Below are 14,331 nucleotides of genomic sequence, written 5' to 3'. Positions count from 1 at the left end.
TGTCATCTCCACCCGAGGAGCACATCGCCAAGCGTCAGGCCATGGTTGAATTGGCCCTGCGCCAGAAATTCCTCGACCTGCGCGATCACGAGGGGGTTATTCATCAGAAAGGTATGCGTGACCGGCAGAGTGATATGATCCGCCATGCCTTCGACACGGGTTGAGGCGACCGAGACTTTGCCATCGTCCGGCCCGTCGATCAGGCTGGAAAAATAAGGGTTGAGCGAGCGGGTGCCGGCGATCACCCCCAACTCGAAATCCACAGGCGGAAGGTTTTCCGGCACGCCGCCCGGCCCGGTTTCCAGCTGAAGACCCGCAGGCCCGTTGAGCCAGCGGAAGAGTTCGAGCCCGCCCAGTTCATCCACCAATTCGCTGCCATGGTTGGGCGGGGCCAGCATCACGACCCGGCCCATCTGGTCAGGGCGGTTGTCCTTGAGCCAGAGCCGCAAGAGGATGCCGCCCATGGAATGTGTGACGAAATGCACCCGCGTCGCGCCGCAAACCCGGACCGCAAAGGGCAGCGTTTCGCGTGCGAGCCGCTCGATTTCCTCTTCGGTCGAGGGGTAATCGGGGCTGAAGACGTCATATCCGCGGGCCTCAAGCACCTCTTGCAGGATGACAAAAGATGCATCCGAGCGCGCCAACCCATGCAAGAGCACCACGCAATCGGCCCGCGCCGCCGTGGTCCAGAGGGCCAAAATCAGGCCTGCAAGGATGGTCATTCTGCTCATGTCGTCCCCATAGGCGCAAATGCCCGTGCTGAACAGGGGTCACGCGCCGTCGCGTTTGGCCAAGCCTGCTGCACGCATCTGGCTGAGCGTCATGCGCGGGGTCAGCGCCTCGGTCGAGATCACAAGATCGAGCACGGCACCGGTCGGCGAGGCGCAGGCGCGGGTGAACGCATCTGCGAAATCCTCGGTGCGCTCCACCCGCTCGGCGTGAAAGCCATAGGCGCGCGCGAGGGCCGAAAAATCGGGATTGACCATATCCGTGCCCGAGACGCGTTCGGGATAGTTGCGTTCCTGATGCGCGCGGATGGTGCCGTAGATGCCATTGTTAAGGATAAGGATGACCGGCTGCGCCCCCGCCTGTGCGGCGGTGGCCAATTCCTGACAGGTCATCTGAAAATCACCATCCCCCGCAAAGCAGAGCACGCGCCGCTCTGGATGCACGACTTTGGCGGCAATCGCCGCTGGGATGCCATAGCCCATGGCCCCGGATTGCGGAGCCAAGAGGCGCATCGCAGCCCCGTATTTCAGGAACCGCCCTGACCAGATCGCAAAATTGCCTGCGCCATTGGTGATGATCGCATCGTCGGGCAGAACCTTGCGCAGATAGGCTGTCACCTTGCCCATATCGACGGGCGAGGGCAGGTCAGGCAGGTCAAACCCCGCCTCATACCCGGCGCGCGCCTCGGCCCGCCAAGCGGCCCAATCCCCCTGCACCGGCCCACCTGCGTTCAAGGCGTGCGCAAAGGCATTCGGCCCGGCCTGAATGCCCAGTTCCGGCTGATAGACCTTGCCCAATTCCAGATCAGAGCCATGCACATGGATCAGACGTTGCTGCGGCTCTGGCAGGTCAAACACCGTATATCCGTCGGTCGAGTTCTCGCCAAAGCGGTTGTTGACGGCCAGAATGACATCCGCCTCAGCCAAGAGGCGGCGCACATTGGGCACCATGCCCACGCCCGCCTCGCCGCAAAAGACCGGCGCGTGATTGTCGAACTGATCCTGATAGCGAAAGACCGAGACGACCGGGATGTCAGACGCCGCTGCAAATTCTTGCAGGGCTGCGCGCCCTGCGTCTGTCCAGTTGCAGCCGCCATAGAGAAGGAGAGGCCGCTTGGCCCCCGCCAGCATTGCGCGCGCTTTGGTTATGGCCTGAGCCCCCGGTTCCGGCTCTGGATAGGTTCCCGGGCCGGAGAGCGGCGGCACCTCTGTCATATCGGTCAGCATATCCTCGGGCAGGGCCACCACCACCGGGCCGGGGCGGCCCGTCACGGCGGTTTTCCACGCCCGCGCCACGATTTCGGGGATGCGGCCCACCTGATCAATCTCGACCGCCCATTTCACCATCGTGCCAAACACGGCGCGGTAGTCCAGCTCTTGGAATGCCTCGCGCCCTTTCATATCGGTGCCTACCTGACCCACAAAAAGGATCATCGGCGCACTATCCTGCATCGCGGTGTGCACCCCGATTGCGGCATTGGTCGCCCCCGGCCCGCGCGTGACCCAACAGATGCCAGGACGGCCCGTCAGCTTGCCGTAGGCGGCGGCCATAAAGGCGGCTCCGCCCTCTTGGCGGCATAGGGTGAAATCAAGCCGCCCGGCTGTGTCGTGCAAGGCATCCAATACCGCAAGATAGCTCTCGCCCGGCACGCCGAAACTGTGCCGCGCCCCCAATGCCAGCAGGCAATCCACCAGCAATTGTCCGCCGTTGCGCGTGTTGGTTCCCATGTCCTGCTCCTTTGTCTTGGTCGCGCGCAAGCTGGCCCAAGGCGGGGGGCAAAGACAACCCCTTTTCACCGGTCGACCTGCCGCCTAGGGTTGGCCCAGTCGATCTTTGCCTCAGGTGTTCTCATGCCTTCGCCCCGCCTTGCTGCCCGCGCCGTGATTGTGGATCAGGGGAGGTTGTTGCTGGTCAATGCCTATGCCGATGCCGCCAGCACGCTGTGGTGTGCGCCGGGCGGCGGGGTCGAGCTGGGCACATCGCTGCCCGAGAACCTGATGCGAGAGGTCCATGAGGAGACCGGATTGACGATCCGCGTGGGCACACCCTGCCTGATCAACGAGTTTCATGCGCCCGCCACAGGCTTTCATCAGGTCGAGGTGTTCTTTCGTTGCACGGTGACTGCAGGAGCGCTTTCGGAGGATTGGCGCGATCCCGAGCAGATTGTAACCCGCAGGCGTTGGGTGACAGAGGCGGAGATGGGGAACCTCCGGTTCAAGCCCGACAGTCTCGCGCGCGTCGCCTTTCAGCGCGGCATGGGTTACGATCCTTTGGAGGAAATCGTTGGCCCCTGAGGGCGCATCGGGATGACCGAGACCGCAACGCCGCCCAGCACCAGCGCGCTTGCCAGCACGAATTCGGCGCTCAGCGCCTCGCCCAAGAACAGCATGCCGCCTGCCATGGCAATGACCGGCACGGTCAGTTGTGCCACCGCCGCAACCGAGGCCGCCAACCGAGGCAGAAGGCTATACCAGAGCGCGTAGCCCAAACCGGATGTCACCGCCCCCGACAGCACCGCAAGCAAGACGCCCTGCGGCCCGATCACGATTCCCTCGGCCCCCTTGGGCACCAGCCAGCCGACCAAGAGGCCCACGGGCGCGGCCCAGATGAAATTGGCGGCCGTGGCCATCAGCGCATCGCCTGATTTGCGCCCCGTCAACGAATAGACGCCCCAGCCGATGCCTGCCCCTGCCATCAGCAGGCCATGGATGACGCTCACCTGTGGTCCGCCTCCGGGCCAGAGCAGCCACGCCAGCCCGGCAAAGGCCAGCCCGGCCCCGGTCCAGCGCCGTACTGGCATTGCCTCGCGCGCGAAGAGTCCCCCCGCGAACATGATGATCTGCACCACGCCAAACAGGATCAGCGCGCCCAGACCAGCATCAAGCCCCCGGTAGGCTATGGAAAATCCGTAGAAATAGATCAAAAGGGCCATGACCCCAATCGCGCGCCCCGGCCCCAAGAGGCGCAGGCCACCGCGCAGCACAAGGCACAAAAGCCCCAGCATCACCGCGCCAGAGATCAGGCGGATCACCCCAAAGCTCACGGCATCTATATCGCCCCCGGCAATAGCCATACGGGTCAGCACCGAATTGGCGGCAAAGGCGATCATGGTGAGGGCGGTCAAAAGAAAAAGGCGCATGCCTGTTGCTACCCGCTCTGACGCGCAGGGTATAGTCAGATGATCGTGAAGCTGCCCGCTTTCCTCGGTCTACAGATGCTCAAATCCCGACCTTTCCGCCGGATCTTGCCCGCGCCGGGAAAGGGCCGCCCTTGGGCGACCCCAGATGCCGATTGCTCAGCTTTGCGCATCCAACTGGCCGCTGCGAAAGAGCAGGCCCGCCGCGACGGTGCCGATCACCGGGGCGACGATGAAGAGCCACAGTTGCGCCAATGCGGTGCCGCCGACGAATACCGCAGGCCCGATCGAGCGCGCCGGATTGACCGAAACGCCTGTCACGTTGATGCCGACGAGGTGGATCACCACAAGGGCAATGCCGATGGCCAGCCCCGCCAGATGCGCGGGTGCGCCTTTGCCGGTGGCCCCAAGGATCACGACCATGAACAGAAAACTCGCCACGACCTCGAAAAGGAAAGCCGCCGTCATGGTGTATTCGCCCAGATAGCCCGGACCCCAGCCATTCTGGCCCAGCCCGTTTTGGGCAAGGCTGTAATCCGCCTTGCCGCTTGCGATCGTCATCAACACGAAGGCCCCTGCCACAGCGCCCAGGATTTGCGCCACGATATAGCCCGCCGCCGTGGTCAGGGACATGCGGCCCGCCGCAACCGCCCCCAACGATACCGCTGGGTTGATATGGCAGCCCGAAACCGGACCGATGCCATAGGCCATGCCAATCAGGGCAAAGCCAAAGGAAAAGCTGATGCCTGCAAGGCCGATATCGCCCCCGGCAAGCACCGCCGCCCCACAGCCAAAGAGAACAAGAGTGAAAGTGCCGATAAACTCGGCCAGTTGCTTTTGCATTGGAAACCACCTGCTGAACTTGTTGAACAGCGCTAGATTATCGCGGGTTTCAATCTCTGGAATGGGGAATTTTCGGTGTTTAGGTTACGTATTTGCTGCCCGGTCACCGTCCAAAAAAAGGGGCCGCCCGAAGGCAGCCCCGATCCGATTGCACAAGGCAAGCGTGATTTACATCATGCCGCCCATGCCGCCCATGTCGGGCATACCGCCGCCACCGGCGTTTTCTTTTTGCGGCTTGTCGGCCACCATCGCTTCGGTGGTGATCAACAGGCCTGCGATCGAAGAGGCATCTTCGAGAGCGGTGCGGACAACCTTGGCCGGGTCGATGACGCCAAACTTGAACATGTCGCCATATTCATCAGTCTGTGCGTTATAGCCGAACTTGGCGTCAGAGCTCTCGCGGATTTTGCCTGCGACGACGGAGCCGTCAACACCGGCATTCTCTGCGATCTGGCGCAGCGGCGCTTCGAGCGCGCGGCGCACGATGGCGATACCGGCGTTCTGGTCACTGTTGACACCTTCAAGACCGGCCAGTTTCTTGGCCGCCTGAACCAGAGCCACACCACCGCCGACAACGATGCCTTCTTGCACGGCTGCGCGGGTTGCATTGAGCGCGTCATCGACGCGGTCCTTGCGCTCTTTCACTTCGATCTCGGTCATGCCGCCAACGCGGATGACAGCAACGCCACCGGCCAGTTTGGCCACGCGCTCTTGCAGCTTCTCGCGGTCATAGTCCGAGGTGGTGTCCTCGATCTGCTGGCGGATTTGGCTGACGCGTGCTTCGATCTCGGCCTTTTCGCCCGCACCATCGACGATGGTGGTGGCGTCTTTGGTGATCGAAACTTTCTTGGCGCGGCCCAGCATGTCCATGCCGACATTCTCAAGCTTCATGCCGAGGTCTTCGGAAATCACCTGACCACCGGTCAGAATGGCGATATCCTGCAGCATCGCCTTGCGACGGTCGCCAAAGCCGGGGGCCTTAACGGCAGCGATCTTGAGACCGCCACGCAGCTTGTTCACGACCAGCGTTGCGAGGGCTTCGCCTTCGACATCTTCGGCAATGATCAGGAGCGGTTTTTGCGACTGGATCACTTGCTCGAGCAGCGGCACCATCGGCTGAAGGCTCGAGAGTTTCTTCTCGTGCAGCAGGATGAGGCAGTCCTCAAGGTCCGCAACCATTTTGTCAGCATTGGTGACGAAATAGGGGCTGAGATAGCCACGGTCGAACTGCATGCCTTCGACGACATCAGTCTCGGTCTCGAGGCCTTTGTTCTCTTCGACAGTGATGACACCCTCGTTGCCGACTTTCTGCATCGCTTCTGCGATCTGACGGCCAATTTCGGCCTCGCCATTGGCAGAAATGGTGCCAACCTGCGCCACTTCGGCGCTGTCGTTGACGGGGCGCGATGCGGCTTTGATGGCCTCGACAACCTTGCTGGTGGCCAGATCGATACCACGCTTGAGGTCCATCGGGTTCATGCCGGCGGCAACCGCCTTCATGCCTTCCTTGACGATGGCCTGAGCCAGAACCGTCGCGGTGGTGGTGCCGTCGCCGGCCTCGTCATTGGTGCGGCTGGCGACTTCTTTCACCATCTGCGCGCCCATGTTCTCGAACTTGTCTTCCAGTTCGATTTCCTTGGCAACCGATACACCGTCCTTGGTGATGCGCGGTGCGCCAAAGGATTTGTCCAGAACCACGTTCCGGCCTTTGGGGCCGAGGGTTACTTTGACCGCATCGGCCAGAATGTTCACGCCCTTGAGCATGCGATTGCGGGCGTCGGTATTAAAGCGTACGTCTTTTGCAGCCATTTGAGGTGCTCCCGTGTTTGATTTCCGGTTGGATCAGCGTAAGGGGGAATGCCCTTACGAAATCACGCCCAGAATGTCGCTTTCCTTCATGATCAACAGCTCTTCGCCGTCGACCGTGACTTCGGTGCCGGACCATTTGCCGAACAGAATGGTGTCGCCAGCCTTGACGGCCATTGCGATCAGTTCGCCATTGTCCTTGCGGGCGCCATCGCCGCAGGACACAACTTGGCCCTGGCTCGGTTTTTCTTTGGCGCTGTCGGGAATGATCAACCCGCCCGCGGTTTTAGCTTCGCTTTCAACGCGGCGGACAAGCACGCGGTCATGCAGCGGTTTAAATGCCATCTCTGAGGCTCCTTGGCTCAAAGTTACTCCCTAATGATCCCCGTTTGGAGATCATTAGCACTCATGGGGTTCGAGTGCTAACGGCGCATAGCTAGGGAGTGCGCTGGGGTGAGTCAACCGTTTTGATCCGCAAAAATTACCTTTTCGACCAACCCCGCTTTGGGATTTTATGCCGCAGCGCAGCATCGGGCAGGTGACAAGCCGTGCCCACCCACCTATAAGGCGCGCAAACCCGCATCAATGACAGGATGACCCCTATGACCACGCTTGTTTTCGGCCATAAATCCCCCGACACCGATTCCACCGGCTCGCCCATTCTCTGGGCTTGGTATCTTAATGAGGTGAAAGGTGCGCAGGCCGAAGCTGTCCTTTTGGGCGAGCCCAATACCGAGGCTGCCTTTCTCCTGCGCAAATGGGACCTGCCCAAGCCGCGTATCATTGCCGATGTCGACGCCGGTCAGCCTTGCGTGATCGTGGACACCAACAACCCGGCGGAATTGCCCGCCAACATCAACAACGCCGACATTCAGGCAATCATCGACCATCACAAGCTGGTGGGCGGTTTGGAAACCAAAGGCCCGATTGACATCACCGTGCGCCCGCTGGCCTGCACCGCGACCATCATGCTTGACCTGATGGGCGACGATGCCGCGAAAATGCCCAACTGGGCCAAGGGCACGGCGCTGACCTGCATCCTGTCAGACACGCTCGAATTCCGCTCGCCCACGACCACCCCGCATGACCGCGCTGTGGCCGAAAAACTGGCTGCCGATCTGGGCATTTCCATCCCCGACTATGCTGCCGAAATGTTTGCCGCTAAATCCGATGTCTCGGCCTTTTCCGATGCTGAACTGCTGCGCATGGATTCCAAGGAATATGAGGTTGGTGGCAAGTCGTTCCGCGTGAGCGTGCTTGAAACCACATCGCCCGCCATCGTGCTCGACCGCAAGGCAAGCCTGATGCAGAGCATGACCACCGTCGCCGCTGAGGATGGTGTCGATCAGGTGCTGCTCTTTGTGGTGGATATTCTGAATGAAGAAGCCACGCTTCTGGTGCCCAACGATCTGGTCAAGACAGTTGCGGAAAAAAGCTTTGGCGCGACCGTGTCGGGCGATGCCGTGGTGCTGCCGGGCATCATGAGCCGCAAAAAGCAGATCATCCCCAACCTCGCACTTTAAGCGACGCAACCTGTATCGAGAGGGCCGCCCATGGGCGGCTCTTTTCGTTTGGGGGGATCGAGGGGGCGGCAGACGCCATAACGCAGCGTTCCGGGGTGACAATATCGCGGTGCCGCGCCATGGTGCATTCCAGCCAAGGGAGGTCCGCCATGTCCGAATATCCGCATCTTCTGAGCCCGCTTGATCTGGGGCACGTGACCTTGAAAAATCGCGTGCTTATGGGGTCCATGCACACCGGGTTGGAGGAAACCCGCGATTGGAACCGGGTGGCAGAGTTTTATGCGGCACGGGCGCGCGGCGGTGTGGCCCTTATGGTCACGGGCGGCATGGCCCCCAATCGCGAGGGCGGCGTATTTCCCGGTGCGGCAGGGCTATTCACGCCCGAAGATATCACCAATCACCGCATCGTCACGGACCGGGTGCATGAGGCGGGGGGGCTGATCGCGATGCAGATCCTGCACGCTGGCCGCTACGCCTATGGCAAGGAATGCGTCAGCGCCTCAGCCATCAAGTCGCCGATTTCGCCCTTTACGCCCAAGGCATTGGACGAGGAGGGGATCGAAAAGCAGATCGCCGATATCGTCACCGCCGCGCAGCGTGCGCGCGAGGCAGGCTATGACGGGGTCGAGATCATGGGGTCCGAGGGGTATTTCCTCAACCAGTTTCTTGTGACCCACACCAACAAGCGCGAGGATCGCTGGGGGGGGTCGTATGAGAACCGGATGCGCCTGCCGATTGAGGTGGTGCGGCGTGCGCGGGCGGCGGTGGGGGATGATTTCATCATCATTTACCGGCTTAGCATGATTGATCTGGTGCCGGGTGGCAGCACCCATGACGAAGTCGTGCAATTGGCGCAAGAAATTGAGCGTGCAGGCGCTTCGATCCTCAACACCGGTATCGGCTGGCATGAGGCGCGGATTCCCACGATTGCAACCAGCGTGCCGCGTGCGGGTTTTGCTTGGGTCACGAAAAAACTGATGGGCAAGGTGAGTATTCCTGTCATTACCTCGAACCGGATCAACACGCCTGACGTGGGCGAGGCGGTTTTGGCAAGCGGGGCCGCTGATATGGTCAGCATGGCGCGGCCGTTTCTGGCGGATGCAGAGTTTGTGAACAAAGCGGCGGCAGGGCGCAGCGCTACGATTGCGCCCTGCATCGCCTGCAATCAGGCGTGCCTTGATCACACATTCTCGGGCAAGCTGACATCCTGTCTGGTCAATCCGCGCGCCTGTCATGAGACGGAACTGGTGATTGCGCCTGCCGCAACGCCCAAGCGCATTGCCGTGGTCGGTGCGGGGCCTGCGGGCCTCTCGGCGGCGATCACTGCGGCGGGGCGTGGGCACCAAGTGACGCTCTTTGATCGTGCGGCGGAACTGGGCGGTCAGTTGAACATGGCCAAGGTCATCCCCGGCAAGGAAGAGTTTCGCGGGTTGGTGGACTGGTTTGGCACCATGGTGGCCGAGTCGGGCGTCGATCTGCGTCTTGGGCAAGAGATGACCGCCGATCATCTGGACGGCTTTGATGCCGTGATTATCGCTACCGGCGTGATTCCACGCGATCCGGGTATTCCGGGGCAGGATGGGCCGAATGTGGTGACGTATATTGACGTATTGCGGGGCGGTGCAGAGGTGGGCCACCGCGTGGCCGTGGTGGGCGCGGGCGGCATCGGTTTCGACGTGTCCGAATACCTCGTGCATGAGGGGATCAGCCCGACCGAAGACATCACATTGTGGCGTACCGAATGGGGCGTGGGCGATCCGGCAGAGGTGCGCGGGGGCCTCGCGCCGCAGGGACCGCAGCCAGAGCCGGCTGCGCGCAAGGTCACGCTCTTGCAACGCAAGGCAGAGGCACCGGGCAAGCGGTTGGGCAAAACAACAGGCTGGATTCATCGCGCCGCCCTCAAGATGAAGGGCGTCGAGATGATCGGTGGCGTCAATTACGAAAAGATTGACGCGGAAGGGCTGCACGTGAGTTTTGGCGAGGCCCGCGAACGCCCGACATTGATTGCGGCGGATACCGTCGTGCTTTGCTCGGGGCAGGTGAGCGAGCGCAGTCTGGCCGATACATTGGCGGCGCGCGGAATAGAGGCGCATGTGATCGGCGGCGCGGATTTGGCCGCCGAACTTGATGCGAAACGCGCGATAGATCAGGGCACGCGGCTGGCTGCCACGCTCTGACGCGGTTTATTCGACGGTGATCGTGATCACGTCGGACACCACGGGTGGGGCGTGCGGCACATGGTTGAGGTCGCCCATCACCAGTTGCAGCGTATGCGTGCCCGGTGCCAGATCAAGCGTTGCCTCTGTCTGACCGCCGCCGAAATGGCGGTGATACTCATCCGCGGGCAGGCCGACGGTCAGCTCTTGCTCCCCGTCCGGCCCTTCGCCCAAGGGCGGGCGGTTGACCAGAATGTGATGGTGGCCTGTCGCCTCTTTTTCAGTGCCGGCAGGGGCCACGCCCATGCCTTTGAGACCAAAGATAACTTTGACGGGTGCTGTAACGAAGGCCCCATCCTCGAGATTGACGAAATAGACCTCGGCCCCTTCAGGTGCGGGGGTATCCCCGGCGAAGAGGGGAAATGAGAGACTCAGAAAGGTGGCGGCAGTGATTGCAATGATGCGTGTCATAGTGGCTCCTCCCTAGGATATGGTAACATAGGTGGTGCGTTGGCCTAACCCGTCAATAATCGCAGCTTGATGTTTCCGTGTTTCCAGCTGGCGAACGATGCCGACGAAATCCAGATATTGTCCGGCAAGCGCCCCAGTTGTGCCTGATTTTCCCGTCACAAAGGCCCTCAAGACGCAATTCAGAGGTATTAGGATGGATCGCCTGACCGAAATGGAAGCCTTCGCCACCGTGGTGGATCAGGGCGGATTTACCGACGCGGCCCGTAAGATGGGCATATCAAAATCCGCCGTGTCCAAGCACGTGTCGTCGCTTGAGGCGCGTTTGGGGGCAAGATTGCTGAACCGCACCACGCGGCGTGTCAGCCCGACTGAAATCGGCCTAGCCTATTACGACCGGGCCTTGCGCGTGCTCAACGACGCGGGCGAAGCGGACGCGCTGGTGAGTTCGATGCAATCCGATCCCTCTGGCCTGTTGCGCATCTCTGTGGCGACAGATTTCGGGGTCAATCATCTCAGCCCGGTTCTGGGCCAGTTCCTTGATGAATTCCCCGATATCACCGTCAACATGGTGCTGAATAACCGCTATGTTGAGCTGATTTCAGAAGGCTTTGACATGGCCGTGCGCATCGGAGAGCTGGAGGACAGCACCCTGCGGGCGCGGAAACTGACCGAGACCACCAAGCGCATGATCGCCAGCCCCGGCTATTTCCAAAAACATGGGCGGCCGCAAAAGATCGACGATCTGAACGAACACAAGCTCTTGCATTACTCTAGCCAAGCGGGCGGGGCGGTATGGAAGCTGACCGCGCCTTCGGGGGAAAAGCGTCAGGTGCGCACGGCGGGTGGTCTAAGTGTGAATGACGGGCAATCCCTGCTGAATGCCGCGATTTCTGGCTTGGGTATCGCCTATCTTCCTTCCTTCCTTTATTCCCGTGCGATGGCGGATGGGCTGGTCGAAGATGCGATGCCCGAGTTGCCTCTGGAATTGCAGGGCATTTACGCGGTCTACCCGCCGGGCCGGTTCACCCAGCCCAAGGTGCGCGCCTTTATAGATTTTCTGGTCCATCAATTCGCCGATAAAGGCCCGGTGGACTGGTAACGTCGTCCTCCTCGCCACGCATGGCGGGTGCCTGCCCCGGCCGCGGTCTGCTCGCCGCGCCGGGGTTTTTCATTCGGTGCCGGTGTGGCGCACAAGCCCTGTGCAGTCACTTCATATTGTCAAATTCCCTCCATCGCCCCAGTTTGATCAGTGAAACTGACAAACCCGTGAGAGGATGACACATGGCTAACCCAAAACTTCTGTTGATTTCCGGATCGCTGCGCAAGGGATCGTATAACCGCATGCTGCTGGCCGAGGCGGCAGAGGCATTCGGCCCCGCAGAGATCAGCGACGGCAGTCTTGATCTGCCGCTCTACGATGGTGATCTGGAAGAGGCAGAGGGTGTGCCAGACGCGGTGAAACACCTCGCACAGCAGATCAAGGACGCCGATGCCGTGATCATTGGAGCACCCGAATACAACAAAGGGATAACCGGCGTTCTCAAGAACGGGCTGGATTGGATCAGCCGGGTGCCGGGGGCGGCGTTCAAGAACAAGCCCGTTGTGGTGGTCTCGGCCTCTGCCGGGCGCACCGGGGGCGAGACGGCCCAATTCATGACGCTGTCTTGCCTTACGCAGTTACAGGCGCGGCTGGTGCCGGGCACGGCGGTTTTGATCGCGGGGGCGATGAACGCCTTTGACGATGCGGGCAAGCTCAAGGATGAGACATCGCGAAAACTTTTGGCGGAACGGATGGCTGCGCTGCGCGCCGAAGTCGTCTGAACGCAAAGGGCCGCCCCTGAGGGGCGGCCCGATCTGTTGTGCAGGACGGTTTTACGCGTCGAGCCAGACCTGCTCATAGTGCATTTCGCGGAATTGATGCGCCTGCACGCCCTTGACCTTGTCCGTGTGGTGCAGCGCCTGATTGCGCCAGAAGGGCTGGATCACGGCACCGCTGTCTTGCAGCATCGTTTGCAGCTTGGCCGAATATTCGCGGCGCTTGTCCGCGTCGAAAACACCCAAGGCTTCATCCAGCAGCGCATCGAATTCCGGGTTTGCATGGCCAGATTCATTCCATGCCTCGCCCGATTTATAGGCCAGTGCCAGCACTTGAACGCCCAAAGGACGCGGACCCCAGTTGGTGGTCGAGAAGGGATATTTGGTCCAGTCGTTCCAGAAGCTTGCCCCCGGAATCACCGTCCGCTTGACGTTGAAACCCGCCTGACGCAGTTGGTCGCCGATGGCATCGGTGGTGGTGGTCCGCCAGTCGCCATCAATCGAGATGATCTCGATCTCGGTGTCGCCATGCCCTGCGGCGCGTGCCATTTCGATGGCCTTGGCCGGATCAGCCGCAATCGCAGGCAGTTCGGCATATTCCGGGTGGAACGGAGCCACGTGGTGGTTTTCTGCCGGAATACCCTCGCCATTGATCGAAATGGCCAGCAAAACGGCATTGTCGCAGGCCAATTGGATGGCGTTGCGCAGTTCCTTGCTGTCATAGGGCGCGGTATCGGCGCGCATCCGGGCGACGATGGTGTTGGCGGTTGTCTTGGACTGTTTGATCAGACCAAGGGCATCGTAGGACTCGATGAAATCGGCGGTGGATTCGTCGTTGATGTCGATCTCATCGCCATCAAATGCGGCTACGATCGAGGCGTTATCTTCGCCAAAGTCAACGAAGCGGATACCGTCGAGATAGACATCGCCACCCCACCACTTGCCGTCTTCCCGGCGCTTGACCTCGGCGGCGACGCCGATGTCCATCGAGACAAGCTCGAACGGGCCGGTCCCGATGGGGGCCTTGGCCAGATCGCCATCGTCCCCAAAGCTGGGGTGGACGCAGAGCGCAGGATAGTCGGACATGCCCGCGATGATGGTGATATCGGGGCGGGGCAGATTGAGGCGAATAGTGAAATCATCCACCCGCTCAATGGCTCCATCGAGCGCGCGGCCTGTGTCTGGGTCGATCAACGTGGCCATCCGCGAGGCCATGGAATTGCCTTCGGCGGCTTTGTCGCACCAGCGGTTGAGATTGTGGATCACGTCATCGGCATTGAACGCGTCGCCATTGTTCCAGACCGCGTTCTGACGGACCTTGAGCGTGTAGGTCATGGCGTCATCGCTGACCTCCCAGCCTTCCAGCAACATCGGCTGAAAGCTGAAGTCAGAGGCCCAGCGTACCAGCGGTTCGCAGAACTGGCGGGCGACATTGCCCGGCTCGGTCCAGGAATATTTGCGCGGATCGGTGATATCCATCACGCGGCTTGCCACACGCAGCACGCCGCCTTTCTTGGCGTCTTCAGCATATGCGGCTGTGGGCACTGCAAGTCCGAGCAACCCGTAAGCTGCAGTGGCAGAGGCACCAAAGGTCGAGGCGAGCGCCACGAATTCGCGGCGGCTCATCTTGCCGGCGCGGGTGTCCTCGGCCATTTTCGCGACGACCGGGCGCACGCTGTCGTGCGAGGTGTCTTTGGTCATTGTCTTCTCCCTGTTGATTATCATGTTGGGTGCTGTCGTTTTTTGGACAGTCTTGCCGCTAGTGTTAGCAGGGCTTGCGCGCTGCACCAGTCATTTTTGAACGTCCCGGTCTCATTTGGTTCGGGCAACTCCGCCAGTCCGTCACGGGGCA

General features: G+C 61.1%; 13 protein-coding genes. 5 read left to right on the top strand and 8 right to left on the bottom strand.

Going from position 1 to position 14,331, the window contains the following annotated elements:
• Nucleotides 1-2: 2 nt before the first annotated feature.
• The gene (locus tag ROSMUCSMR3_RS07135; RefSeq protein WP_008281658.1) at nucleotides 3-722 is read right to left on the bottom strand and encodes an alpha/beta fold hydrolase; all 720 of its coding nucleotides are present in this window, start codon (nucleotides 720-722) and stop codon (nucleotides 3-5) included.
• A gap of 48 nt (nucleotides 723-770) precedes the next feature.
• Nucleotides 771-2,456, bottom strand: a complete 1,686-nt coding sequence (locus tag ROSMUCSMR3_RS07130; protein WP_081506878.1) for a thiamine pyrophosphate-dependent enzyme — start codon at nucleotides 2,454-2,456, stop codon at nucleotides 771-773.
• Between the two features lie 123 nt (nucleotides 2,457-2,579).
• Here ROSMUCSMR3_RS07130 and ROSMUCSMR3_RS07125 point away from each other — a divergent pair, with 123 nt between their 5' ends.
• On the top strand, nucleotides 2,580-3,023 hold the full coding sequence (locus tag ROSMUCSMR3_RS07125; RefSeq protein ID WP_081506877.1) for an NUDIX domain-containing protein: 444 nt from the start codon (nucleotides 2,580-2,582) through the stop codon (nucleotides 3,021-3,023).
• On the opposite strand, the gene ROSMUCSMR3_RS07120 is transcribed toward ROSMUCSMR3_RS07125, so the two are convergent.
• The 4 genes from ROSMUCSMR3_RS07120 to ROSMUCSMR3_RS07105 all read right to left on the bottom strand — a co-directional run bounded on the left by ROSMUCSMR3_RS07120 (nucleotide 2,990) and on the right by ROSMUCSMR3_RS07105 (nucleotide 6,859).
• Complete coding sequence (locus ROSMUCSMR3_RS07120; RefSeq protein ID WP_081506876.1) at nucleotides 2,990-3,868, bottom strand: DMT family transporter; 879 nt, start codon at nucleotides 3,866-3,868, stop codon at nucleotides 2,990-2,992. The genes ROSMUCSMR3_RS07125 and ROSMUCSMR3_RS07120 overlap by 34 nt on opposite strands.
• Before the next feature lie 156 nt (nucleotides 3,869-4,024).
• A complete protein-coding gene (locus ROSMUCSMR3_RS07115; RefSeq protein ID WP_081506875.1) occupies nucleotides 4,025-4,708 on the bottom strand; it encodes an aquaporin in 684 nt (227 codons plus the stop codon).
• A 168-nt stretch (nucleotides 4,709-4,876) separates the two neighbouring features.
• Nucleotides 4,877-6,517: a chaperonin GroEL gene (gene groL, locus ROSMUCSMR3_RS07110; protein ID WP_008281663.1), complete on the bottom strand. Its 1,641-nt coding sequence runs from the start codon at nucleotides 6,515-6,517 to the stop codon at nucleotides 4,877-4,879.
• A gap of 54 nt (nucleotides 6,518-6,571) precedes the next feature.
• Entirely contained in the window at nucleotides 6,572-6,859 is a 288-nt protein-coding gene (locus ROSMUCSMR3_RS07105) for a co-chaperone GroES (protein WP_008281664.1), read from the bottom strand.
• A 257-nt stretch (nucleotides 6,860-7,116) separates the two neighbouring features.
• On the opposite strand from ROSMUCSMR3_RS07105, the gene ROSMUCSMR3_RS07100 reads away from it, so the two are divergent.
• On the top strand, nucleotides 7,117-8,037 hold the full coding sequence (locus ROSMUCSMR3_RS07100; RefSeq protein WP_081506874.1) for a manganese-dependent inorganic pyrophosphatase: 921 nt from the start codon (nucleotides 7,117-7,119) through the stop codon (nucleotides 8,035-8,037).
• Between the two features lie 149 nt (nucleotides 8,038-8,186).
• Nucleotides 8,187-10,214, top strand: coding sequence for an NADPH-dependent 2,4-dienoyl-CoA reductase (locus ROSMUCSMR3_RS07095; protein WP_081506873.1), 2,028 nt, complete (start codon nucleotides 8,187-8,189; stop codon nucleotides 10,212-10,214).
• 6 nt (nucleotides 10,215-10,220) lie between these two features.
• On the opposite strand, the gene ROSMUCSMR3_RS07090 is transcribed toward ROSMUCSMR3_RS07095, so the two are convergent.
• Nucleotides 10,221-10,664, bottom strand: a complete 444-nt coding sequence (locus ROSMUCSMR3_RS07090; RefSeq protein WP_081506872.1) for a DUF4399 domain-containing protein — start codon at nucleotides 10,662-10,664, stop codon at nucleotides 10,221-10,223.
• A gap of 193 nt (nucleotides 10,665-10,857) precedes the next feature.
• Here ROSMUCSMR3_RS07090 and ROSMUCSMR3_RS07085 point away from each other — a divergent pair, with 193 nt between their 5' ends.
• Nucleotides 10,858-11,763, top strand: a complete 906-nt coding sequence (locus ROSMUCSMR3_RS07085; protein ID WP_008281668.1) for a LysR family transcriptional regulator — start codon at nucleotides 10,858-10,860, stop codon at nucleotides 11,761-11,763.
• A 182-nt stretch (nucleotides 11,764-11,945) separates the two neighbouring features.
• The gene (locus ROSMUCSMR3_RS07080) at nucleotides 11,946-12,485 is read left to right on the top strand and encodes an NADPH-dependent FMN reductase (protein ID WP_008281669.1); all 540 of its coding nucleotides are present in this window, start codon (nucleotides 11,946-11,948) and stop codon (nucleotides 12,483-12,485) included.
• A 51-nt stretch (nucleotides 12,486-12,536) separates the two neighbouring features.
• Here ROSMUCSMR3_RS07080 and ROSMUCSMR3_RS07075 read toward each other — a convergent pair whose 3' ends face one another.
• A complete protein-coding gene (locus ROSMUCSMR3_RS07075; protein WP_008281670.1) occupies nucleotides 12,537-14,180 on the bottom strand; it encodes an ABC transporter substrate-binding protein in 1,644 nt (547 codons plus the stop codon).
• Nucleotides 14,181-14,331 lie beyond the last annotated feature (151 nt).

The sequence above is a fragment of the Roseovarius mucosus genome, assembly GCF_002080415.1.
Classification (GTDB): domain Bacteria; phylum Pseudomonadota; class Alphaproteobacteria; order Rhodobacterales; family Rhodobacteraceae; genus Roseovarius; species Roseovarius mucosus_A.
This window is presented reverse-complemented; position numbering and strand designations above follow the sequence as displayed.